22 protein-coding genes are annotated in these 22709 nt (G+C 57.3%); 17 read left to right on the forward strand and 5 right to left on the reverse strand.

From position 1 onward, the window contains the following. Positions 1-19: 19 nt before the first annotated feature. Positions 20-1258, reverse strand: coding sequence for a LysR family transcriptional regulator (locus ACWKWM_RS04410; RefSeq protein WP_483844938.1), 1239 nt, complete (start codon positions 1256-1258; stop codon positions 20-22). Between the two features lie 116 nt (positions 1259-1374). Here ACWKWM_RS04410 and galB point away from each other — a divergent pair, with 116 nt between their 5' ends. Genes galB through ACWKWM_RS04425 form a run of 3 tightly spaced genes read left to right on the forward strand, consistent with a single transcriptional unit; the run spans position 1375 to position 3923 of the window. Then, positions 1375-2115, forward strand: coding sequence for a 4-oxalmesaconate hydratase (gene galB, locus ACWKWM_RS04415; RefSeq protein ID WP_483844939.1), 741 nt, complete (start codon positions 1375-1377; stop codon positions 2113-2115). After that, positions 2112-2828: a 4-carboxy-4-hydroxy-2-oxoadipate aldolase/oxaloacetate decarboxylase gene (locus tag ACWKWM_RS04420; RefSeq protein ID WP_483844940.1), complete on the forward strand. Its 717-nt coding sequence runs from the start codon at positions 2112-2114 to the stop codon at positions 2826-2828. The genes galB and ACWKWM_RS04420 overlap by 4 nt, the downstream gene beginning before the upstream one ends. A 3-nt stretch (positions 2829-2831) precedes the next feature. Continuing rightward, the gene (locus ACWKWM_RS04425; RefSeq protein ID WP_483844941.1) at positions 2832-3923 is read left to right on the forward strand and encodes a 4-oxalomesaconate tautomerase; all 1092 of its coding nucleotides are present in this window, start codon (positions 2832-2834) and stop codon (positions 3921-3923) included. Positions 3924-4044: 121 nt separating this feature from the next. Here the strand turns inward: ACWKWM_RS04425 and ACWKWM_RS04430 are convergent, their stop codons facing one another. From ACWKWM_RS04430 to ACWKWM_RS04445, 4 genes are all read right to left on the reverse strand, one after another. Further along, entirely contained in the window at positions 4045-4512 is a 468-nt protein-coding gene (locus ACWKWM_RS04430; RefSeq protein ID WP_483844942.1) for a DUF1203 domain-containing protein, read from the reverse strand. A 380-nt stretch (positions 4513-4892) separates the two neighbouring features. Next, positions 4893-5270 carry a RidA family protein gene (locus tag ACWKWM_RS04435; RefSeq protein WP_483844943.1) on the reverse strand — a complete coding sequence of 126 codons (378 nt, stop codon included), beginning with the start codon at positions 5268-5270 and terminating at the stop codon, positions 4893-4895. Between the two features lie 107 nt (positions 5271-5377). Further along, entirely contained in the window at positions 5378-6646 is a 1269-nt protein-coding gene (locus ACWKWM_RS04440) for an OprD family outer membrane porin (RefSeq protein ID WP_483844944.1), read from the reverse strand. 206 nt (positions 6647-6852) lie between these two features. After that, positions 6853-8145: an NAD(P)/FAD-dependent oxidoreductase gene (locus ACWKWM_RS04445; protein WP_483844945.1), complete on the reverse strand. Its 1293-nt coding sequence runs from the start codon at positions 8143-8145 to the stop codon at positions 6853-6855. Positions 8146-8445: 300 nt separating this feature from the next. On the opposite strand from ACWKWM_RS04445, the gene ACWKWM_RS04450 reads away from it, so the two are divergent. The 14 genes from ACWKWM_RS04450 (at position 8446) to ACWKWM_RS04515 (ending at position 22473) form a co-directional block, all read left to right on the forward strand. After that, positions 8446-9714, forward strand: a complete 1269-nt coding sequence (locus ACWKWM_RS04450; protein ID WP_483844946.1) for an MFS transporter — start codon at positions 8446-8448, stop codon at positions 9712-9714. 21 nt (positions 9715-9735) lie between these two features. Further along, complete coding sequence (locus ACWKWM_RS04455) at positions 9736-10359, forward strand: redoxin domain-containing protein (RefSeq protein WP_483844947.1); 624 nt, start codon at positions 9736-9738, stop codon at positions 10357-10359. 46 nt (positions 10360-10405) lie between these two features. Beyond that, positions 10406-11530: a succinylglutamate desuccinylase/aspartoacylase family protein gene (locus ACWKWM_RS04460; protein WP_483844948.1), complete on the forward strand. Its 1125-nt coding sequence runs from the start codon at positions 10406-10408 to the stop codon at positions 11528-11530. Continuing rightward, positions 11527-13494: an alpha/beta hydrolase domain-containing protein gene (locus ACWKWM_RS04465; RefSeq protein WP_483844949.1), complete on the forward strand. Its 1968-nt coding sequence runs from the start codon at positions 11527-11529 to the stop codon at positions 13492-13494. The genes ACWKWM_RS04460 and ACWKWM_RS04465 overlap by 4 nt, the downstream gene beginning before the upstream one ends. Positions 13495-13569: 75 nt before the next feature. Next, on the forward strand, positions 13570-14277 hold the full coding sequence (locus tag ACWKWM_RS04470; protein ID WP_483844950.1) for a GntR family transcriptional regulator: 708 nt from the start codon (positions 13570-13572) through the stop codon (positions 14275-14277). A 162-nt stretch (positions 14278-14439) separates the two neighbouring features. After that, positions 14440-15606 (forward strand): pyridoxal phosphate-dependent aminotransferase, encoded by a 1167-nt coding sequence (locus ACWKWM_RS04475; RefSeq protein ID WP_483844951.1) that lies wholly within the window; start codon positions 14440-14442, stop codon positions 15604-15606. 138 nt (positions 15607-15744) lie between these two features. Next, on the forward strand, positions 15745-17145 hold the full coding sequence (gene antA / locus ACWKWM_RS04480; RefSeq protein ID WP_483844952.1) for an anthranilate 1,2-dioxygenase large subunit: 1401 nt from the start codon (positions 15745-15747) through the stop codon (positions 17143-17145). Positions 17146-17147: 2 nt separating this feature from the next. Next, the gene (antB, locus tag ACWKWM_RS04485; RefSeq protein ID WP_483844953.1) at positions 17148-17639 is read left to right on the forward strand and encodes an anthranilate 1,2-dioxygenase small subunit; all 492 of its coding nucleotides are present in this window, start codon (positions 17148-17150) and stop codon (positions 17637-17639) included. A 17-nt stretch (positions 17640-17656) separates the two neighbouring features. Further along, positions 17657-18688, forward strand: a complete 1032-nt coding sequence (antC, locus tag ACWKWM_RS04490) for an anthranilate 1,2-dioxygenase electron transfer component AntC (protein ID WP_483844954.1) — start codon at positions 17657-17659, stop codon at positions 18686-18688. 58 nt (positions 18689-18746) lie between these two features. Then, positions 18747-19982 carry a dienelactone hydrolase family protein gene (locus ACWKWM_RS04495; protein ID WP_483844955.1) on the forward strand — a complete coding sequence of 412 codons (1236 nt, stop codon included), beginning with the start codon at positions 18747-18749 and terminating at the stop codon, positions 19980-19982. 35 nt (positions 19983-20017) lie between these two features. Then, positions 20018-20734 carry an SDR family NAD(P)-dependent oxidoreductase gene (locus ACWKWM_RS04500; RefSeq protein WP_483844956.1) on the forward strand — a complete coding sequence of 239 codons (717 nt, stop codon included), beginning with the start codon at positions 20018-20020 and terminating at the stop codon, positions 20732-20734. 583 nt (positions 20735-21317) lie between these two features. Continuing rightward, complete coding sequence (locus tag ACWKWM_RS04505) at positions 21318-21635, forward strand: hypothetical protein (RefSeq protein ID WP_483844957.1); 318 nt, start codon at positions 21318-21320, stop codon at positions 21633-21635. 8 nt (positions 21636-21643) lie between these two features. Next, positions 21644-22246: a hypothetical protein gene (locus ACWKWM_RS04510; RefSeq protein ID WP_483844958.1), complete on the forward strand. Its 603-nt coding sequence runs from the start codon at positions 21644-21646 to the stop codon at positions 22244-22246. 83 nt (positions 22247-22329) lie between these two features. Next, positions 22330-22473, forward strand: coding sequence for a hypothetical protein (locus ACWKWM_RS04515; protein ID WP_483844959.1), 144 nt, complete (start codon positions 22330-22332; stop codon positions 22471-22473). Positions 22474-22709 lie beyond the last annotated feature (236 nt).

Genomic DNA, 22709 nt, shown 5'->3' on the forward strand with positions numbered 1-22709 from the left:
GAACCCGCACCGCCATCGGTTATTCGCCGGCGGTTGCGGCGCCCGGCAAGACGTCCTGCTGACCGCTTTGCACTTGCTGCGCAACCTCGCGGATCTTCTCGATCAGCGCTTGCGCCGCCGGTGAGTGCAAGCCGGTAGCGCGGTAGATCAGGCCAATCGGCCGCTGCGTGTCCTCCAGCTGGAGACTCAGGCGCTGCAGCTCACCGGAGGCCATCTCGTATTCCAGCTGATGTTCAGACACGATCGCCAGCATGTCCGAGCGCATCAACAGGCCACGGATAATCGCCATGTCACCGGTCTCCACCACCGGCTCCGGTGGCGTGCGCCCCAATCGCGAGAAGTGCGCGTCCAGCAGCAACCGGGCAGGCGTATCGGCGCGGGGCAACACCCATTTCACGGTGCGGAAATCCTCCAGCGTGACCTTGCGCTTAATCCACGGATGACCGTACCGCCCAAGAATCACCATCTCCTCATCGAGCAGCTTTTCGCCCTGTAGATCGCTGGCGTAATCAGGCGAGCGCAACGCCCCGAACACAAAGTCGACGTCACCGGCGCGCAATTCCAGCGCCAGCAGATTGAAAGGACTTTCGTTGGTCGCCACGCGTACCCCCGGATGATCGGCCAGCAGCCGCACGATGGCCTCCGGCAAGATCCGCGTGCGCCCCAGCGGCAGTGCGCCAACGGTGACCAGTCCTTGCAGCGAGCCCTTGATCAGCGCGACATCGGCACGAATGTGGCGCAACTCATTCAGCGCCCGGCGTACCGGGTAGAGGATGTCGTGGGCCGCCCGGGTCGGTTGCAGCCCCCGGGCGGTGCGTTCGAACAGGGATTTGCCAGCGCCGTCTTCCAGCACTTTCAAGGCCGCGCTGATGGCCGGCTGCGTCAGACCAAACGACCGGGCAACGGTTTGCATGTGCTGGGTTTCGCACAGCTTGACGAAAATCTGCAGCCGCCGCATGTGCAGCAAGTACAGCGGGTCATGGGGCGCATGTCCCAACAAGGCGGGGATTGCCTCCAGTTCCGCCATCACCCTCCGCGCCCTTGGCAGGATGGCCTTGCCATAAGGCGTCAGCAGCATGCCGCTGGCGTGGCGCTCAAACAATGGCACCTCGAGGCTGGCCTCCAGATCGCGGATCGACCGCGTGACTACCGACTGGGCCCGCAACAAGACCTCAGAGGCACGGGACACGCTGCCGTGTTCCGCGATGCGAATGAACGCCCGTACTTGCATGAGGTGGACCAGCGGTGAGTTCTCCATCAGTGATTTGCACGCCGTCAATAAATAAAAGGTATGGGCGCCCAAGCCTTACGCATTAGTCCCGCCAAGACAAGCCTGTCAGCATTTGCGCACACCAATAAGGGAGTCTTCCCCCCATGAATCAAGCCATCAACAAATCTGCCCTGGTCGTCAGCGCGCACTCTGCCGATTTTGTCTGGCGCGCCGGCGGCGCCATCGCCCTGCACGCGGCCCAAGGCTACGACGTGCATATTGTCTGCCTGTCGTTCGGCGAGCGCGGCGAGTCTGCCAAGCTGTGGCGCAAGGGTGCGCAAATGACCGAAAGCACCGTCAAGGCCGCCCGGCGAGTAGAGGCCCAAGCGGCTGCCGACATTCTCGGAGCGACGGTTGAGTTCTTCGACATCGGCGACTATCCGATGCGCGCCGACAAGGAAATCCTGTTCCGCCTGGCTGATGTTTTCCGCCGCGTTCATCCGGAATTCGTCCTGAGCCATTCGCTGAAAGACCCCTACAATTACGATCACCCGCTCGCCGTTCACCTGACTCAGGAAGCGCGGATCATCGCTCAGGCCGAGGGCTACCGGCCCGGCGAAAAGATCATCGGTGCGCCACCGGTCTACAGTTTCGAGCCGCATCAGCCTGAACAGTGTGAGTGGAAGCCGGACGTACTGCTGGACATAACCTCGGTCTGGGACAAGAAATACGCAGCGATCCAGTGCATGGCCGGTCAAGAACATTTGTGGGAGTACTACACCCGCGTCGCCCAGCAGCGCGGCGTGCAGGCCAAGCGCAACATCGGGATCACGGCAAGCAAGGACATCATTTACGGCGAGGGCTATCAGAGCATCTTCCCCCGCGTCACGGAGAATCTGGGATGAGTAGTCTGGTAGGCCGGACCGGCATCGTCGTACGCAACATCCAGCGTGGCGACCCGGCGTTGGTTGACGAGTTGACCCGCTACGGGGTTGCCACAGTGCATGAAGCGCAAGGTCGAAAGGGATTGTTGGCCCCGCGCATCCGCCCAATTCAGCAGGATATCGCCATGAGTGGGTCGGCGGTAACCGTGCTGGTAGCGCCTGGCGACAACTGGATGTTTCACGTAGCCGTGGAACAATGCCAGCCCGGCGACGTTCTGGTGGTAGCGCCCAGCTCCCCGTGCACCGACGGGTATTTCGGCGACCTGCTCGCCACATCCCTGCAGGCCCGGGGCGTACGCGGTCTGGTGCTCGATGCGGGTGTGCGTGATACCAAGACCCTGCGCGAGATGGGCTTTCACGTCTGGTCCAGCGCGGTACATGCCCAGGGCACTATAAAGGAGACCATCGGGTCGGTGAACATTCCGGTCATCTGCGCCGGACAACTGATCAATCCCGGCGATGTGGTGCTGGCGGACGATGACGGTGTGGTGGTAATACGTTGTCACGAGTTACCGACCGTGATCGCCGCCAGCCGCAAGCGTGCCGACCTTGAAGAGCAGAAGCGTTTGCGCCTCGCTTCGGGGGAGCTGGGTCTGGACATCTACAGCATGCGCGCGCGTCTGCAGGAAAAGGGGCTCAAATACGTAGACAGTGTCGATCACCTGGAGGATTGAAACATGGGGCAGGTTCGTATTCCGTGCATGTTGATACGCGGCGGAACCTCAAGAGGTGCGTATTTTCACGAGGACGATCTGCCCTCAGACCCTACGATCCGGGATCAGGTTTTGCTCGCCGCCATGGGCTCACCCCACAAGCTGCAGATCGATGGGTTGGGCGGTGGCGACTCGCTGACCAGCAAGGTGGCGATCATTCGCCGGTCGCAACGGCCTGGCGTGGATGTCGATTACCTGTTCGCCCAAGTAGCGGTGATCCAGGCACGGGTGGACTACGGCCAGAACTGCGGCAACATTCTCGCCGGTGTCGGCCCATTCGCTCTGGAAAGCGGGCTGGTGCCGGCACGGGGTGAGCAGACCGCCGTCCGGATCTACATGGAAAACACCGGGCAGACCGCGACCGTCATGGTACAGACGCCTCAGGGCCAAGTGTCCTACGAAGGCGACACCCGAATCGACGGCGTGCCCGGAGCGGCCGCCGCGATCATCGTGCAGTTCGACGACGTCGCCGGCGCCAGTTGTGGCGCCCTGCTCCCCACCGGAAAGCCGATTGATCGCCTCGACGGCGTCGACGTGACCTGTATCGATAACGGCATGCCAGTGGTGCTGATCCGCGCGGGCGACCTTGGGCGCACCGGCCACGAAGGTTGTGAGGAACTGGATGCCGATGCAGCCCTGAAACAGCGTATCGAGTCAATTCGTCTGAAGGCGGGTGTGCTGATGAACCTGGGCGATGTCAGTCAGCGGACCGTCCCTAAGATGATTCTTGTCGCGCTACCGCGCCAGGGCGGCACCATTTGCACTCGGAGCTTTATTCCTCACCAATGCCACACATCCATCGGCGTGTTTGCTGCCATCAGCGTCGCTTCGGCATGCCTGATTAAAGGCTGTGTTGCAAACAAGCTGGCGCATACTGACCAAGCTGATATGCAACAAGTGTCAGTCGAGCATCCCTCCGGGGAATTCAGCTTACGGCTACGCAGGCATAACGGTCGACTGACGGGATGCGGACTCGTGCGCACAGCGAGAGTGATTTTCGATGGCTACGTTCATATACCCGGATCAGTATTCGTTCCCCCTGGCCGCAGCCTGTAAATGGCGTTGAGGGATTGGGTTGCATAAACCAGGGGTGCAAATCAGGCAGTTATCGGCCAATACCGGCCAGTCGTTGACCGGTAGAGTCGATAGAAGAACGGACCACCCAGACCTGCGGTGACTACGCCCGATCTATTCGCCCTGAGTAGCAACCCTGTTTGGCATTGTGAACATGAATGTAACTAACCTCTGGATTGGCAAACATCCGAGTGACTACAGGTTCTATCACTATTCCATCAGCTACGTCGGCGTCCAGCATCATCCCATCATCATTGAAAGCGCGAAGGGATAGCAGGCGGATGCGCATCGACTCAGGTACCTGATCGACTGCGTCATAAGCTTGCGTAGCCCACTCCCGTATGAAGATCGCGTGTGAGGCACGGTATGGCGTCTTGGCTGGCTGACAGACATGGTTGAGTAAAAGCACGCTCTGACCCAGTTCCGCATCTTTCATTTCGATACGGTCAGGAAAGCCTGGGTTGCTGTCGACGATGTAACGCTTCATCCCAAAAAATGCCAGATCTTGGTAGGGCAATCCAAACAGTGACTGGAATGGCTCGGCGGCAAGGCCAGTTATACGGAACGCCATGGTCGGACTCCTATTGGTTTAGAGTCCTATCAGACTGCAACTCGTACCGTACTTACTATCCGATTCTTGCTGCCTTATTCAAACTGCCGCGACCGGCAGCTTTGGGTCGTTAGCTGCCAGTCATGCCCGGCAAGCTTCGGCCAGACCCGGAAGCGCAACGTTACACGGGCCATGGAGATTCCGCTGCGAGCTTGGGAGGCTGAAGCCACCATGGGCATACTTGGCATTAAGGGATGCGATTCTGAATGCGCTGCTGCAACTGTTTGTTGGTTGCCGTCAACCCGAACACATCGGCAACGTGGGTGTATTGCGGGCTCCAAATGAGCGCTGCACTTACAACTGACGGCTGAAATAGCAACAGGCTGCCTGGCGCCCTCAAATCAAGACTTGCGTGCAACCACTTCAATTTCAACCTTGATATCGTCATTCACGAAACCGCAAACGATGGTTGTATTGGTCGGACGAATTTCTCCGAAATATTCACCCAGGACTTTGGATATCGGAATGATGTCGTCTCTGCGCGCAGCGTAAACCCGCAAACTACGCACGTGGGTGAGATCAGCGCCGGCTTCAGTCAATGTGCGAGTGATGATATCCAGAGATTTATGAGTCTGCGCGACGACATCGTCCGAGGCCGTTTCGCCGGCGATGAAGCCAGCGGTCCCGGAAATGAAAATCCATTCGCCATCGACAACGGCGCGGGAGTACCCGGCAATTTTTTCAAAAGACGAGCCTGACGATATGAGGGTAACGGACATTAATGCCTCCGGTTCTTATTACATTGAATTGGATAGTCGCGCACAGCGCAGTAAACCCGTTGCAAGGGCGGCGCGCTGAAAATCCGGCCGCACTGCACGGGTGTCGGTTACAGCAGGTTAATTGGGTAATCCACGATTACCCGGAATTCGTTACTGTCCTTGGAGCTGACCGCTTGGCTATTGCCGCGCGTGATCGCCTGGCGCAGACGGATCGACAGGTTTTTAACCGGGCCGCTTTGCACTACGTACTTCGCGTCGATGTCGCGCTCCCACTGGTGGCCAGTGCTGGTACCAAACTTTCTGGCATAGTCCCCGGCTGGATCGGCATGGGAACCGTCGGTTTTGCCGATCTGGTGCCAGAGCATGAACGAAAGGCCGGGAATCCCGTACATGGCCATGTCCAGGTCATACTTGAACAGCGCAACGCGCTGACGAGGGCCTTCGAACTCTTCAGTCAGCATGGACACCGGCAGCGCCAGGCCTGTGGCTTTACCATCGGAGAAAGCAATTTTCTCTACCGGGGTATCGCCGTCGTTGACCATGCCGCCGACAGTGATCGTATGCCCTACATAGCTCCACGCCGTAGTAAATGACGTAGCAAAGTTATCGATATTGCCTGCCAGCGAGCGTCCGGAGTCTTTCTGCTTGTAGCTGTCGAGATTGAACGTCAACGATTGCTTGCTATCCAGAGGCAAAACATAGATCGCGCCCAGATAGTACATATTGAAGTTATCTTCGGCCTCGGCGGCGTACGCTGAGACATTAAGCCCTTTGTTCACCTTGTAAGTGCCGCCACCGTATTGGTACATAGACACTTCGCGGCCACCATACGCCGCTCTGAAGATGTCATCAGTGCTGCCGGTGCCGGATTCGGCAGATGTGATACGCCCCGCTTGCAATGACAAATCCTTGATATCGGTACTGGCGAAGTTCCAGCCATGCGCAAGCTGAGGCAACAGGCGACCGCGATCAGTTTGGAAAACCGGGTTGTTGGACATGAAGTCGCCGTAGCCGACCTGTGTCTGGGATATCTTCACCTTTAACATGCCATTGACCGAGCCTTGGCTGTCCAGCGCTTTGCGATCATCACCGATAGGAAGTATCTGAGTACCAACCCGGCCGCCGCCGCTGTCCAGCTTGATGCCGCCTTTGCCGTACAGATCCACGCCAAAGCCCACTGTGCCTTGAGTGAAGCCAGACGAAAAATTCAGAAATGCGCCCTGGGCCCACTCGCCACGATAACTACCTCGGGTGCTGCCGTAACTGTTGGACGCACCGTTACGATAGTCACGGTTGAAATAATAGTTTCGCAGCAGCAGGTTGGCAGTCGAATCCGCCACAAAGCCTTTGCTGGCGTCTTGGTCGGTAACTGCCATTGCCGGATCGACGAATAAAAATGCCGAAGAAAAGAGAGCCCCAACTTTAAAGATGTTTGCATTCTGCATTATGATTTCCGCTGTGAGAAATTGCCTTGTTCACTGCAACTGCAGTTCTGTTTATGGGCAGTTCAAACATCTGCTCGGAGCACCAGCAAGCTTGGCTGTCTCCTTATATCGGCAATCTTCGTTGCCTGTTTAAAATATCAGCGCCGCAGAGCGTCCTGAAGGATGCCCAGTGGCAGCAAAATCTGCGGAGCGCGCTTGACCCATTGATAATTCATAATCGGGCGCGGCTGCGTCAGCGGCAGTGGCAGTACCGATGGATCGTTGTCCACCAGGTAATGTGCGATGCGTTGACCAAGCGAGGTCGACATTGCGATGCCACGACCGTTGCAACCCAACGGCGCCAGCCAGTGCTCGTCCACCAGCATCAAGCGGGGTAAAAAGTCCGGGGTAAGCGCGGCGGTACCCTGCCAGATGTATTCGAATTTCACCGGTTGCAGCTCGGGAAACAGGCGTCCCATTCGGGCCGCCAGTGATTTGAGCAAGCGTGGGCGGGCTAACCATTGCGTCAGCGGCGCCATTCCGCCTGTGACGAGCCGGTGATCAGCCGTGTAGCGCATGGCGAACAAATTGTTACGCGTGTCGGAGAGCGCATGGTTGCCGGGCAGAACGCTTGCGCGGACCTCCGCCGCCAATGGTTCGGTGGCCAGCTGAAAGACGGTCAGCGGTACGAAGCTGTTAGCCACCGAGGTAGACAGGCGAGCGTCCGCAGCCCCCATCGCATTGGTGCATTGCACTACCTTGTTGGCGGTCACGCTGCCTTGCGCTGTAGTGATCTGGCGGCGATTGCCGATAACGTTGATCGACGTCACAACCGAGTCCCCGAAGATCTTCACTCCTGCCTGGGTCGCCGCCTTCGCCAACGCCTGGGTATAGGCATAAGGATTGAGATGACCCCCAGTCGGGTCGAACAGGGCTCCGTGAAACTGCTGACTCCCGATGCGCGCTCGGCTGCTGTCGCGGTCCAGCCACATAGCGTTGGATCCCGCCCGTCGCCAGGCATCGACGCGTTTTTTCAGTCCGGCTTCCAGCTCACTGGCGTGGGCTGGATTAATCCAGCCACCCTGCACGGCGCTGCAGTCCAAGGCGTATTTCTCGATCAAGTCAAAGACCACTTGGGCCCCTTGAGCGACCAGGCGCACCATGCGTCCCCCGTATTCGTCGCCAAGCGCACTGTAGACCTCTTGAGGTCCAAGCCGAGGCAGGCTCGGCACCACCAGTCCTCCATTGGCCCCTGATGCGCCGGCGGCGGGCTGTTGCGCCTCGACAATCGCTACGCTGACACCTCGCTCTGCCAGGTGCAGAGCAGCACTCAGCCCCAGAATCCCTGCCCCGATGATCACCACATCGGTATCGATGGCCTGTGTCAGCGGGGCGTAGGTAACGGCGTGAGCGGCGGTCAATGGCCAATAGCTGCTGTAGGAGGTTTGCATGACGTCGAACTCAGTGCATACGGGATTGGAGAAGCGCGGTGATCATTCGATCAGAATCCGCCCTCATAATATTTGATCAAATGATATATAAATGCGATCAGGCGTCAACACATTCCTAGAATCCAATCTTATCGGGCGTTTACGTCCTGTACGCCCTTGACATGGTTGAAATGCATCAGCAAGATTCGCTCGCTAAATCAAAAAATAAAATGATCAAACAAGATTTTGGCGCTTAAACGCTTATGCTGAATTCAGCGCTGCCAATCACAGATAACTGACATGAGGTGGGTGATGGTAGGAATGGGAGAGTTCAAACGGGGGTGGCGCTTGATCCTGGCCGCGACATTGGGCATTGGTACGGGCCTGACGACCCTGGTGTTCTACACGACAGGAGTATTCATCCCGTCGCTGACCAAGACCTTTGGCTGGAGCGACTCGCAGGTCATGGTCGCTATCAGCATCGTGCTGCTTGGTTCGAGTGCAATGGGACCTTACGTCGGCGCGCTGGCTGACCGCGTCGGGCCGCGTAAGGTTGCCTTGTGTTCGGTTGCAGGCATGGGCTTGGCCTGGAGCCTTTTATCAATGACGAATGGCTCCTTGCCGTTGTTTTATGCCAGCTTTGCCATCCTCACGATCCTGGGCGCCGGGACCTTACCGGTCACCTGGACCAAAAGCATCATCGCGAACTTCAAAGAGAAGCGCGGCTTGGCGCTAGGTCTGTGCCTGGTGGGAACCGGCCTTTTCGGCTCTCTGGTCAAGCTGTATGCGTTTCAGATGCTGACTGAGCTGGGCTGGCGCACCGCATATGTGTGCATCGGGGCATTCGTGCTGTGCATTACCTTGCCGTTTACATACATATTCTTCCGTGAACCGAAGACACCTTTGGTGACTTCGACCGAACCTGAATCGGTGATTGCGGAAGCCGGTATGACCTTGAAGGAAGCACTGCGTACCAAGGCATTCTGGATCCTTTCAGCCAGCTTTTTCATGCTGTCGCTGTCTATCTCTGGCATCGCGCCCAACCTGGAGCGTTACCTGACGAATGCAGGCTTCGACCTCGCTACGTCGGTCAAGATTGCGTCGTGGTACGGCATCGGTATCGTGGTCGGGCGCCTGGTGACGGGCTTTTTCCTCGACAAAATGTGGGCACCTGCTGTGGTGTGCATTCTGGTCATCCCGACCGCCCTGACCTTCTTCGCCTTGGCGGGCGGTGTGAGCTCGGTACCGGCAGCGATCTTGATGGTGTTTCTGGTCGGAACCGCGTCTGGCGTCGAATACGATGCGCTGGCCTATCTGGTCTCGAAGTACTTCGGACTCAAGGCCTACAGCGCTGTTTATGGTTCGGTATTTATCGGTTTCGCCTTCGGTGCGGGTTTCGGCCCCGTGACCTTCAGCAAGGTATTTGCCATGACCGGCAGCTATCAAGGTCTGGTCATTAGTACCGGCTTGCTAGTGCTGGTCGGTGCGGGCATTCAGCTGGCGTTGGGCGCCTATCCAAAATTCAAGCAACGTCCGGCCCCTCAGGCAGTAGAAGCAGGCGCACCGCTGGCGAGCCAATCCTCACTTTAAATTTCAAGCGGAGACTGCTGCATGGCCAGCGTTGGCAAATCGGTAGATGACTTTACTGTTACCTCGACCTTGGGCGACATCGACTTCACGGCCTGGCGAGACGAATCCTGGTCCCTGATATTCGCCTATAAAGCCAAATCACCCACGTGCAGCACCGAGATCGTCGAGTTGCAACGCCTGAATGATGCGTTTGCCGAGCAGAACATCAAATTGCTGGGTATTGCGGTGGAGTCGTCACAGGTGATCGATGAGTGGCTTGCTGACTTGCAGGCAGTCTGTGGGTGCAAACCCTCCTTCGCTCTGGCCTCGGACCAGACGCTGGCAGCAGCGCGGGCCTTGGGCTTTATCGATGAAGACGCGGCAGTGCCGACCCTTCTGCGCACTGCCTCGGTGATCTCGCCACAGGGCCGAGTGGTCAGCCAGGTTACGGGTTCTATCAATAACGGGCGCAACTTCAGCGAATTGCTGAGAACGGTCCAGGCATTGCAGCTCACGGCCAAGGCGAAGGTCGCAACACCGGCGCAGTGGCAGCCGGGAAGTGAAGTGATGCTTCCGCCATCGCTCAGTGAAGATGAAGCGCAACGCCGCTATCCGGGGGTCGTCACCCTCACACCGTACCTACGAATGGTTCCACAACCCCTTTGATAGGGCCCCCCGGTTGGGGGCCACTTTAACTGCCAGGAATTCGAACATGGCCCATACGATTGAAAAGCTCGCCCTCATGCAGTCCAGCCCAGGCGCAGAACGCTACGTCAAAGTGCATCGCTTCGGTGAGCGCGGCGCGCGACCACTTCTATACGTGCAGGCTGCCCTGCACGCTAACGAGACCCCTGGCCTGCTGATTACCCATCACCTGATCGCAGCGCTGCAGACCGCAGATCAGCGCAATCAAATCGTGGGCGAAGTCGTGGTGGTGCCGTTCGCCAACCCGATCGGCTTGTCAGAGAACATTCTTGGCCAGCAGATTGGTCGCGAAGCGTTGGACGGCAACGGTAATTTCAATCGCGGCTTCCCCGATTTGTCCCCCGCGTTGATCACTGCGGTGGCCGACAAGCTGACGCAAGATCCAGCGGAAAATACTCGGATCGTGCGCAACGAGCTGAAAACGCTTGTAGCGGCCATACAGCCTGTCAACGAATTCAAGTCTCTGCAGAAGACCCTGATGTCGCTGGCTATCGATGCCGACTTCGTCCTCGATATTCATACCGAACTGGAAGCCTGTGTGTGCATGGTCGTGGCGCCGTGGACGACGCCGTCTATCAGTGACCTCATTGCCGAGATCAATCCGCAACTGGTCCATGAAACGGATACACCTGCGCTGTTCGATACCATATGCAGCCGACCGTGGTTTGATTTGAGCGAACACGTCGCCGGACGCTTCCCTGTCGAGCAGGCTTGCGTTGGTTCGACCCTTGAAATGCGAGGTGTTACCGACGTCGACGACGAGACCGCCTCAGCAGATGCCGCAGCCATGCTGCGCTTCATGCGTGGACGCGGCATGCTCACGGACTTCCCGCAAGCACCGGCGCAATGGCTTGGCGTGATCACTGCGCACAAGGACGTCGAGTTCGTCCGTACGCCGGTCGCCGGGGTGGTTGCGTACAAATACCCGGTCGGTGCAGCCGTAGCGGCCGGCACGCTCATCGCTGAAATCGTCAACCCGGACGCCGACGATGTGACCAAGGCGCGCACGCCGATCTATGCCGCCAAAGGCGGTCTGCTGTATGGGCGCACGCTGAACCGTCTGGTACGACCTTTTGATTGCGTGGCCAAGCTTGCGGCAGGTCTGGGCGCACTCGAGGAGGCCGGGCAGTGAATGGTGTACAACGCTTCGATGTGACCTCGCGCCAGGCCGTGTTTGACGGCCACGCGTTCGGTGACAACGGCAAAGTCGGCCCCTATGAGTTGCTGTCCGGCAAGGCATGGTGCGTGATTGATCCCCGCAACCCGCTTAACGCCGACATCGTGCACCTGGACAAGATCCCGGTAAACGATTCGGGCCTGGTCGAGTACGCCGTGGATTTTCATATCTACAAGCCGATCGACCTGCACAAAGGCAACGGATGGCTTTTCTACGAATACCTCAATCGGGGCACCCAGCGGGGGGTGGCGCGCATCAACAATGCGCCGCCTGTGCCGGTGCCCATGCAGCTCGAAGATGTCGGCAACGGTTTCCTGATGGACGAAGGCTATAGCGTCGTATGGACCGCTTGGCAGGGCAACGTTGAACCCGGTGGCGGCCGCATGCTGGCGGAGTTCCCAGTCGCAAGAAACGGCAACGAGCCGATCATCGGCACGGGTTGGGAAGAGTTCATTCTGGATGCTGCGGACTCGATTCGCGGTGCGCAATTGCAGGAAGTGAGCCCGACCCAGTTAGTCCTGACCCTGTCCTATCCGACTGCCGATCTGCAGACTTCGCAGGCGACACTGACGGTACGCGCCAGTCAGGGCGCTGAGCGCGTGCAGCATGAGCACGTCAGTTGGCGCTATCTGGATGAGTCGCGGATCCAGATCGATCTGGGGTCAGGCTTCGACCTCGACCGTGCGGCCATTTTTGAATTCATCTATCCAGCAAAAGATCCCGTGGTCATGGGCCTGGGCTATGCCAGCGTGCGCGACGTGGTGGCGTTTCTCAAATCCGTGCCGTTGGACAACGACGGTGTCGCCAACCCCTTGTGGCTGGAGGGTTCGTCTGGTGGCCTGCGAGCGCTGGGCTTCGGTCTGTCCCAGAGTGGACGAGTGCTGCGAGACTTCCTGCATCAGGGTTTCAATCAGGACCTGAACCACGGAAAGGTATTCGATGGCGTCATTCCGATCATCGCCGGTTCGCGCAAGGCTTGGGTGAATGCCGAGTTTTCACAGCCGGGGCGCTACTCCCGCGAACACGAAGATCATGACTATCCGGGCGATCAGTTTCCGTTTGCCTACCAGACACTGACCGACCCCCTCACCGGCATGACTGACGGGGTGCTGACCAGCGCGCGCGCGACCGGCACGGCGCCTAAAGTCATGCACATGGATACCGACTCCGAGGCATGGTCTGCCCGCGCCTCCCTGGTAGCCACCGATTGCACTGGCCGTGACCTGCCTGCCGACCCGGATGTGCGCTTGTACCTGACCACGGGCATCGCCCATGGCGACTATCCATTACCCAATGCGCCGGTGGTGCGTTACGCCACCAATCCTTTGACGTACGGCGCCACCCTGCGAGCCTTGATTCGCGCCATGCCAGCATGGGTAGACAAAAATATTGAGCCGCCATCCAGCCAATTCCCGTCGCACAGCGCGGGTACCTGGTGGTCACTGGATAATTTCAGGACCTGTTTCCAAAACTGCACAGGGCTGCAAGCGCCGCAGTTGATCAATGCGCTGCGGGTGCAAGACCATCAGCAGACGCCGCCACTGCAAAGCGCGCAGTACCCCGTCAGCATTCCTGCCGTCGACGCCTGCGGCAACGGTACCGCAGGCGTGTTGCATCCGCTTGTTCAGGCGCCAACGGGTACTCACTCCGGTTGGGCATTGCGCGCAGATGGCTTCGGCAACGGGCATCTATACAGCGTGTATGGCTCCTATGTGCCGTTTGCTCCTACCCTGCAGGCCCGGGAAGCAGAGGATCTGCGGCCGGCCCTTTCCGATCTTTACGCCAGCAAGGAAGCCTGGCGTGAGCGTGTACTGGAGGTGGCGGACGATCTTGTCAGGCAGCGACTGCTGATCCCGGAAGACCGCATGCGTTTAGAGAAGTCACTGCTGACGACTGAGGATTTTTTTCATTTGATCTAATGATTACGAATTCCCAGTGCGGGCAGTTCTGCTATGCTCGCCGGCAAATTGATCGTTCGATCAGGGAGACAGTTAATGGCGGAAATGCACGTCAAGCGTGTGGTCAAGCGAGCCACTATGCAGGACTCCATCTATGCGCAGCTTCGCATGTCGCTGATGCAGGGGCGATTTGAGCCTGGAGCGCAAATCACTGTTGCAGCGCTGGCCGAGGGTTTTGGCTCCAGCGCCATGCCCGTGCGTGAGGCACTGCGCCAACTGGTTGCAGAAAACGGCTTGATAGCGCTCGCTAACGGCACCATTCAGGTGCCGGAAGTCAGTGACGAGCGATTGCGCGACCTCTGTGAAGCACGTCTGAATCTCGAGGGACTGGCGACCGCCAAGGCCTGCGAGAATATGGACGAGACGACGCTTCGCAAAATAAAGCGATTGATTTCCGAGCATGAGCTAGCCATCGAGCATGACGGCATCCATGCGAGCCTTGAAAAAAACCAGGAGTTTCACTTCCTGATTTACAGAGCCTCGCGCTCATCGGTACTACCGCAGTTGATCGAATCGGTATGGTTGCAATGTGGTCCGTATATGCGGGTTATCACCGAGGAAGTCGAGCGCAATGGTCAGGCGCCGTATCACACGGCAGGTACCAATCTTCACCATGTGGTGGTCGACGCTTTCGAGCGAGGTGACGTCGCGGCTGCAAGGGCGGCGATGGAGCAGGACATTCGCAATGCGTTTGATTTTCTGCATCACATTCTGGCCGAGCGCAAGCTGGCCTCTACCGCCTGACCCAATTCTCACCTAGGCAATTTCGCCAGGCCGCCAGCGCAAGCTAGCGGCCTTTTTTATTTTTGATCAAATTATTTTCAGTCTTGACAATCTTTACGGACGGATCGAAACTCGCCTGACTTTATCAAGATATCATTTGATCAAATCTCTAGGCGATGAATTATGAGTTTCATAGCAGACCGCATTACCAGCACCTCGAAGAAGAGTTACGGGATGTTCGAGAAGGCGCTTAGCCACCCGGATTTTGACGCGCTCATTCACCTGGAGTTGGGCATGCCCTGCCACGACACTCCTGAACACATCAAACAGGCAGTCATCGACGCACTGCTGGCAGGCGACGTGCACTACAGCGACATGCGTGGCAACGGCAAGCTGCGAGCCGCTCTGGCGAGCAAGCTGGCCGAGTTCAACGCGCTGAAGGTTGCCCCAGAACAGATCCTGATTACCAACGGCCTGACACAAGCGTCCAACGCGGCATTCTTCGCCACCATCAACCCGGGCGACGAAGTGATCGTGCTCGATCCGTTTTACCCTCAGCACAACGGCAAAATCGAGCTGGCAGGCGGCAAGGTAGTCAAGGTGCCAATGGATGCCGCCAACGGCTTTGCAATTCGCGCCGACTGGATCGAACCGCACATTACCGATCGCACCCGCGGCATCGTTATCGTCAATCCGTGCAACCCGACCGGCCGCGTTCATACGCTGGCAGAGCTTCAGGGGCTGGCCGATCTGGCCATCAAACATGACTTGCTCATTTACGCCGATGAGGTCTATGAGTTCATTACCTACGATGGTGCCGAACACATCAGCATCGCCGCATTGGCGGGCATGGCTGAGCGCACTATCTCCATGTACGCCTTCACCAAGGCCTACGCGATGGACGGCTGGCGCCTGGGCTACATGACTGCCTCGCCCGAGATCATCGCAGCCATGGCCAAGGTCCTTTCCAGCGACGTGACCCACGTCAACACGTTTATCCAGCACGGTGCGTTGGCAGCAGTGACCGGCCCTCAGGAACCGATGCTGGCCATGGTTGCCGATGACCAGCGTAAGCGAGACATGGTGGTCGAACGCCTGAACCGCATGCCGGGCGTGGTATGTCCACAGGCGCAGGCAACCATCTATCTGTTCCCCGACGTACGCGGCACCGGCATCGAATCGCAAGTCCTGGCCGATCGCATTCTGCAAGAGGCCAAGGTAGTGGTCGAAGCTGGCAGCTTCTACGGCCAGGCGGGTGAAGGCTTCCTGCGAGTGTGCTTCGGTTCGGTCGACTACGACGAACTGAGCATCGCAATGGACCGACTCGAAGTCTTTTTCAATGCCCTCTGAGACAGCCTGAATCTCGACAATCACTTGCCCACCCCACAGCACTACGCAATCGGTTGATTCGGCGCACGGATCAGCTATTGCGGCGCAGTGGGCTCGTGCTTAAACCCCTGAACCGTAGTTAGCCCAGAGGTCCTCGTCATGACCCAGAAATCCACTGCCCAATGGCAGCACTTCGTCGAAGGCTGCCTGGACTTTCGTCCCGCTGAAGGCATCTACCGTATCGATCGGGCGATGTTCACCGAGCCCGACCTGTTCGACCTGGAGATGGAACTCATCTTCGAAAAGAACTGGATCTTCGCCTGCCACGAAAGCCAGATCCCGAACAACCACGACTTCTTGACGATGCGCGCCGGCCGCCAGCCGATGATCATTACCCGTGACGGCGAAGGCAAACTCAACGCCCTGATCAACGCCTGCCAGCACCGCGGCACCACGTTGACACGTATTGGCAAAGGCAACCAGTCGACGTTCACCTGCCCGTTCCATGCCTGGTGCTACAAAAGCGATGGACGCTTGGTGAAGGTTAAAGCGCCGGGTGAATATTCTGAAGGGTTCGACAAAACCACCCGCGGCCTGAAGAAAGCCCGCATCGAAAGCTACAAGGGTTTTGTTTATATCAGCCTCGATGTGCACGGCACCGACAGTCTTGAAGAGTACCTGGGCGACGCCAAGGTGTTCTTCGACATGATGGTTGCGCAGTCGCCGACCGGTCAGCTCGAAGTCCTTCCAGGAAAATCCGCCTACACCTATGACGGCAACTGGAAGCTGCAAAACGAAAACGGGCTGGACGGGTATCACGTCAGCACCGTGCATTACAACTACGTAGCGACTGTGCAGCATCGTCAGCAAGTGAACAGCGAAAAAGGCCTCGCCAGCGGCGACACCCTGGACTACAGCAAGCTCGGTGCCGGCGACAAGGAAACCGACGATGGCTGGTTCTCTTTCAAAAATGGCCACAGCCTGCTGTTCAGCGACATGCCCAATCCGTCGGTGCGCCCAGGCTACGCGACCATCATGCCGCGCTTGATGACCGAGCACGGGCAAAGCAAGGCTGAGTGGATGATGCACCGCCTGCGCAACCTGAACATTTACCCGAGCATGTTCTTCCTCGATCAAATCAGTTCGCAGTTGCGCATCATCCGCCCGATTGCCTGGAACAAGACCGAGATCAACAGCTTCTGCCTTGGCGTGGTCGGGGAGTCGGATTCAGACCGCGAAAACCGCATTCGCCAGTTCGAAGATTTCTTCAACGTCTCCGGCCTTGGCACTCCGGATGACCTAGTGGAATTTCGTGAAGCGCAGCGTGGCTTCCAGGCACGCCTGGAGCGCTGGAGTGATATCTCCCGCGGCGAAGGCAAGTGGGTAGAAGGCGCGACAGCCAACAGCGAAGCCATTGGAATCGCTCCGGTGCTTACAGGCACTGAGTTCACTCACGAAGGACTTTACGTCAACCAGCATGGCAACTGGCAACGCTTCCTGCTCGAAGGCTTGGCCCGCAAGGCGGCCGAAGAGCAATCCCTCAAGCTCAAGGAGGTGTGACCGTGAATCACGAACTGCAATATCGCGTCGAACAGTTCTTCTACCAACTGAGTGCACACTGCGACAACAAGGACTGGGACGCCTATCTAAGCCTGTTCAGTGAAGACAGCGAGTTCCACTTGCCGCAGTGGGACTCGGAGCACGTCTACACCACGGATCCAAAGACCAGCATGTCGCTGATCTACTACCCAAACCGTGGCGGTCTGGAGGATCGCGTGTTCCGCCTGCGCACCGGCAAAGCAGCGTCTGCAACACCACTGCCACGCACCGTGCACCTCATCAACAATGTGCGTCTGCAGGCACTCCCAGGCGGTGACCTGCAAGCAACCGTCAACTGGAACACCTTGTACCACCGCCTGCAAATCAGCGAACAGTTCTTCGGCTTTGCGACTTACAAGCTGAGGCCTTCCGGTGACAGCTGGTTGGTCAGCCGCAAGCACGTGGTGCTCCTCAACGACACGATCAATTCCGTACTCGATTTCTATCACCTGTAATCCCGTGGATGCCGACCATGACGTACAAAGCCGCCCTTAGTTTCGCCGACGGCAAGACCCTGTTTTGCACTGTGCAGAAGAACGAGCTGCTGCTGGACGCGGCATTGCGCAGCGGTATCAACATTCCCCTCGATTGCCGTGAAGGTGTGTGTGCGACCTGCCAAGGCCGTTGCGACTCGGGGCATTACTCGCAAGATTATGTCGACGACGAAGCGTTGTCGGCCAATGATCTTGCGCAGCGCAAGGTGTTGACCTGCCAGACCCGTTTGCTGTCAGACGCCGCGTTCTACTTCGACTATGACTCGACGTTGTGTAGCAAAGCGGGCACCAATACACACCGGGCACGGGTGACTTATATCGCGCGACCTTCCGACACCACCGCCATTCTTCATTTGAAGCGCGAAGGCGAAGGCGAAGGCGAAGGTGTTTTAGAGTATTTGCCTGGCCAATATGCGCGCTTGCATGTGCCTGGGACTGATCAAAGCCGCTCCTACTCCTTCGCTAATTCGCCCGGTAGCAACGCCTTGCAGTTTCTGGTGCGCCTGCTGCCTCAGGGCGTGATGACCGACTACGTGCGCGAGCGCTGCCAGGTCGGTGATCTGATCGAATTCGAAGCCCCACTGGGCACCTTTTACCTGCGGCATATCGACCGACCGCTAGTGATGGTTGCCGGCGGTACCGGGCTTTCGGCGTTCCTGGGCATGCTCGACCAGATTGCTGAGCGTGGCGGTTGCGGCCAGCCGGTGCACCTCTATTACGGAGTACGGGACGCCAGCGACTTATGTGAGCTGGCGCGTATCGAGAGCTACGCTCATCGCATCCCTGGCTTCACATTCGAGCCGGTGGTAAGTGAGCCGCAACCGGACTGGGTCGGCAAACGAGGCTTTATCGCCGAACACCTGGACACCTCAGGTTTGACCGACCAGCCTTTCGACCTTTACCTGTGCGGCCCACCGCCAATGGTGGAGTCGATCAAGACCTGGCTGCAGGCACAGGGCCTGGCGGACACGCGTCTGTATTTCGAAAAGTTTACCGAGAGCAATTCCTGAGTCGGCCAGACTCGTGCGTACCTCCAACCGATTTTCGCGACTTTAAAGGATCGATCCAATGGGACATTACGTACAGATCAAATCGCGCGATGGCGCGGGCAGCTTCAAGGGTTATCTGGCCCTTCCTTCGGGTGGCAAGGGACCTGGCCTGGTCATCGGTCAGGAGATTTTCGGCATCAACGACAACATGCGCGCCACTGCCGACATGTATGCCGAAGAAGGCTATGTAACCCTGGTACCTGATCTGTTTTGGCGCCAACAACCGGATATCGAACTGGGCTATACGCCGGGTGATTTCGAGAAAGCGTTGGGTCTGTTCACGGGGCTTGACCTGGACAAGGCTGTAGATGACATCGCTGCGAGTATCAACCTGCTACGCGATCTCGAATTCGTTTCTACTCCAGCCGTGGGCTACGTCGGGTACTGCATGGGCGGCAAGCTCGCATACCTGACAGCTACCCGAACAGATGCAGCCTGTTCGGTAGGCTACTACGGCATGGGTATCGACGCCTTCCTGGACGAAGCCGACAAAATTAATGGCGGTCTGATACTGCATTTCGCCGAACAGGACAGCTACTGCGATGCCGATACTCGCGCACGCATCAGTGCCGCTTTGGGTGGGATCAAAGGCGTCGAGCTTTATACCTATGCTGATGCCGACCATGCCTTTGCCCGCATTGGAAGCGACCACTTCCACAAGCCGTCAGCAATGATGGCCCACGGTCGCACTATTGCTGCACTGAAGAAATACATTGGCCCGGACTTTAACCTCTCTGCTCTATGGGAAGAGCACTGTCTGTACGAGTTCGGCACCCGCGATGTGCCTGCCACGATGGCGACAATGGTCAAGGAGCCTTACGTCAACCATATCCCGACCTTGACTGGTGGAGTTGGCAGCAAGGAGTTGAGTCGTTTTTACCAGCACCACTTTGTGCACGTGAACCCGCCCGACACCAAAATGATCCCGATCTCGCGCACGGTTGGCGCCTTGCAACTGGTCGATGAATTCATCATGTGCTTCACCCACACAACCGAGATCGACTGGATGCTTCCTGGCGTAGCCCCAACGGGTAAATACGTTGAGATCCCGATGCTCGGGGTGATCAGCTTCCGTGGCGACAAGCTCTATCACGAGCACATCTACTGGGACCAGGCCAGTGTGCTGGTACAGATCGGGCTGCTGGACCCGGAAGGCTTGCCGGTAGCCGGTGCGAAGACTGCACGCAAGTTGCTGGACGAAACCTTGCCATCTAACGAGCTGATGGCTCGCTGGAAAAACAGCGAGGGCCTGTAAGCTTATTCGATAGTTGTTTAAATCCTGAGGTGACTATGCAACTAACCAACAAGACGGTGCTGTTGACCGGGGCCAATGGCGGCTTGGGCCAAGCGTTGATTCAGGCGCTGCTGGCTGCGGGTGTCGACAAGGTCTATGCGGCTTGTCGCAATCCCGAAGCGCTCGACTTCCATGATGTGAGAGTCCAGCCGATAGCGCTGGACGTTACGGATCACTCGCAGATCGCCCGCGTGCGAAAACAGGCAGACAATATTGATGTGCTCATCAACAACGCCGGGCTGAATCGACAACAGCGCATGCTTGACGCTACCGATATCGATGCCGCGCAAGCGGAGATGGCTGTCAACTATTTCGGCACATTGCACATGTGTCGTGCATACGCAGCCCTGCTACGCGAGCGTCAGGGCGCGGTGGTTAATGTGCTGTCTATTTTGGCAAGGGTCGCCCTGCCCGCCATGGGGTCGCTCTGCGCGTCCAAAGCAGCAGGATTGCGGCTGACCGAAAGCCTGCGAGCAGAGCTGTCCAGCTCTGCTGTGCAAGTGATGGCAGTGATGCCGGGCGTTATCGATACACAGATGAGCCGAAATTTCCCCGGTCCGAAAGCTGATCCCAAGGACATTGCGCAAGCCATCGTCGACGGCATACAGATGGATCTCGATACGCTCTACCCGGATCCGATGGCGCAGCAAGTGGCACATGACTTGGCGGTAGATCGCGAGGCAACGGTCGGTAGCTTCGCGGTTTATCTTTAATGGTATCGCGCTGGATATTCAGCGCGGTCATCTGAACAATTGTGCCTCTTAAAAACATACGGAGATGACTAAGCGACGACGCGGTCATGCCCACGATTTCGCCGCGGTTCCGCCGGCAAACACAATCGGTGGAGAACGCTGAGTCGGGATGACGGGCTCAACCACGCACAAGTCAGAAACTGCGCTTAATGAGCAGCAAAGGTCCTGAAAGTAGTCGATGGTAAAAGCATCTTTAAATTGTGGACCTCCATCATAACGCTCCCATAGCAAGTCCCGAAAAAAGTACTGCCGCCAACGGTTCCATTCTGACTAGTCGACCGACCGCTCCGGATGGAAGCGGTCAGGACTGGTGTTATCCACAATGGCTTGATTGCGTTGTGCAGATGTCGACCACAGCTACTGCAGAATCGGGAAGATCAACTCCGTCACCGCCAAGGTGCACTGACAGGCAGCTATCGGCCAGAAGCGGTCAGTCAGCCCCCATGAAATTGGGGGCGGTTCAATAAGTGGAAATCACATTACTGAATTTTGAGCCCTAGGTGTCGTAAGGCATTATGTTCGACCATTCAAGTCGAGTGACAAAATGACTAGTGTCAAAATCCTGAATCTTGCATCGTACGTTTTTCAGCTCCTTGCCCTGTGGCTCGCAACACGCATAGATCTGAAAGCGCTGGCCATCAGCCAAGCTGAGGAAAAACTACCGATCGATTTTTTGAAAGAGATATATGAGAAAAAAAGAGACGGTAAGCCTATGACTCCAAGCGAAGCGGAAATCAGCTTTCATCAACTGAATAACACCAATGACGAAATACGCAATGGTGCGTTTCTAAGGTGGGCGGCCACCTTGGTTGCCATCTCAATAGTCTTGCAGGGGATCGCCACTTGTGTGGCTCCAGATTGATGTGCTGAGTGAACAGTCTGCGCGAAACCTCCGCAAGAAAGCGCCCTCATTACCGCACCTCAATGCACCGGCTTCCCAATCAAACATCAACCGAAATAGCATTCCCGTACAATCACCGTGCTACCATCAATGACTCTCAGCTAACGTCAGAAGCATTCATAGTCAAAACGGACGAGCATGGCATGGACGATCAAACACAAGTTACACCTGATACTAATGTAGATGCACAAAATAAAAGCTCTGAAGTAAAGTCTCTTGTTGTGTTGAACGCATGTGCAGCGAAGTTTTTCAAAAAAAAACTAGGTGGCCTATCATTCTACGATAGTAACAAAGGAAGCGATTGGGACCTAGCGTCTCCAATATGTGTCGACTTTGTAAATCTCATTGGCAAAAAGTTTTCCAGAACTGGAAGGATTTACGGATACGTGAATCCAAACATGCTGGCTGCTGCCGATAATTTCTCACAATATTCCAGCAATCCCGATTTTGACGCGCTTGTCACTGGCGTTATGGAGCGATTGTGCCACGAAGCGAACGACCCCGCACGCAGCTCTCTCAACGAGGGCTACGTGGCATTTTCACACTATCGTGATTACCGGCAGGAGAACTGAACACAATCCCTGTTTGAGGCGTGCCCTCATAACGCGGCACATCAGGATGTTGGCGCTGATGCGTCATTGGTGCTGGCCTCTTAGTGGGCTCCAGCGCTGTTATCGCTTCCACCGGACCGGGAGCCTTCATCACTTACGCCATTACAGGCCTCATGGTTGCACTGATGATGCGTATGCTCGGGGAGATGTCCGCAGCGCAGGAGTATCTGGCTAACACCGCCCCATAACGCTTTCCAAACTGAGGCTTCCTACGTGCCCGAAATCAGCCTTGATGTTGCTGCGCTCAATGAGCGCCTGCGCATTTCCACCCTCGCCCCCTGCGAACGGATTCAGTTTGAGTCCTAACTGAGGGAATTCACCCTCCCACCAGTACCAACATCTGCCCGGCATCGCTGGGTATTTTCACGCGTGATTCTAGGATCAAGCCCTCTAGCACAGGTGATTGGAGGCGCTTAATTAGGTG

The organism is Pseudomonas rosaeacicularis, assembly GCF_057128745.1.

Coding starts and splice junctions, on each gene's coding strand:
- ACWKWM_RS04410 (WP_483844938.1), bottom strand. CDS start 1,258: ATGGAGAACTCACCGCTGGTCCACCTCATGCAAGTACGGGCGTTCATT.
- galB (WP_483844939.1), top strand. CDS start 1,375: ATGAATCAAGCCATCAACAAATCTGCCCTGGTCGTCAGCGCGCACTCT.
- ACWKWM_RS04420 (WP_483844940.1), top strand. CDS start 2,112: ATGAGTAGTCTGGTAGGCCGGACCGGCATCGTCGTACGCAACATCCAG.
- ACWKWM_RS04425 (WP_483844941.1), top strand. CDS start 2,832: ATGGGGCAGGTTCGTATTCCGTGCATGTTGATACGCGGCGGAACCTCA.
- ACWKWM_RS04430 (WP_483844942.1), bottom strand. CDS start 4,512: ATGGCGTTCCGTATAACTGGCCTTGCCGCCGAGCCATTCCAGTCACTG.
- ACWKWM_RS04435 (WP_483844943.1), bottom strand. CDS start 5,270: ATGTCCGTTACCCTCATATCGTCAGGCTCGTCTTTTGAAAAAATTGCC.
- ACWKWM_RS04440 (WP_483844944.1), bottom strand. CDS start 6,646: ATGGCAGTTACCGACCAAGACGCCAGCAAAGGCTTTGTGGCGGATTCG.
- ACWKWM_RS04445 (WP_483844945.1), bottom strand. CDS start 8,145: ATGCAAACCTCCTACAGCAGCTATTGGCCATTGACCGCCGCTCACGCC.
- ACWKWM_RS04450 (WP_483844946.1), top strand. CDS start 8,446: ATGGGAGAGTTCAAACGGGGGTGGCGCTTGATCCTGGCCGCGACATTG.
- ACWKWM_RS04455 (WP_483844947.1), top strand. CDS start 9,736: ATGGCCAGCGTTGGCAAATCGGTAGATGACTTTACTGTTACCTCGACC.
- ACWKWM_RS04460 (WP_483844948.1), top strand. CDS start 10,406: ATGGCCCATACGATTGAAAAGCTCGCCCTCATGCAGTCCAGCCCAGGC.
- ACWKWM_RS04470 (WP_483844950.1), top strand. CDS start 13,570: ATGGCGGAAATGCACGTCAAGCGTGTGGTCAAGCGAGCCACTATGCAG.
- ACWKWM_RS04475 (WP_483844951.1), top strand. CDS start 14,440: ATGAGTTTCATAGCAGACCGCATTACCAGCACCTCGAAGAAGAGTTAC.
- antA (WP_483844952.1), top strand. CDS start 15,745: ATGACCCAGAAATCCACTGCCCAATGGCAGCACTTCGTCGAAGGCTGC.
- antC (WP_483844954.1), top strand. CDS start 17,657: ATGACGTACAAAGCCGCCCTTAGTTTCGCCGACGGCAAGACCCTGTTT.
- ACWKWM_RS04495 (WP_483844955.1), top strand. CDS start 18,747: ATGGGACATTACGTACAGATCAAATCGCGCGATGGCGCGGGCAGCTTC.
- ACWKWM_RS04500 (WP_483844956.1), top strand. CDS start 20,018: ATGCAACTAACCAACAAGACGGTGCTGTTGACCGGGGCCAATGGCGGC.
- ACWKWM_RS04505 (WP_483844957.1), top strand. CDS start 21,318: ATGACTAGTGTCAAAATCCTGAATCTTGCATCGTACGTTTTTCAGCTC.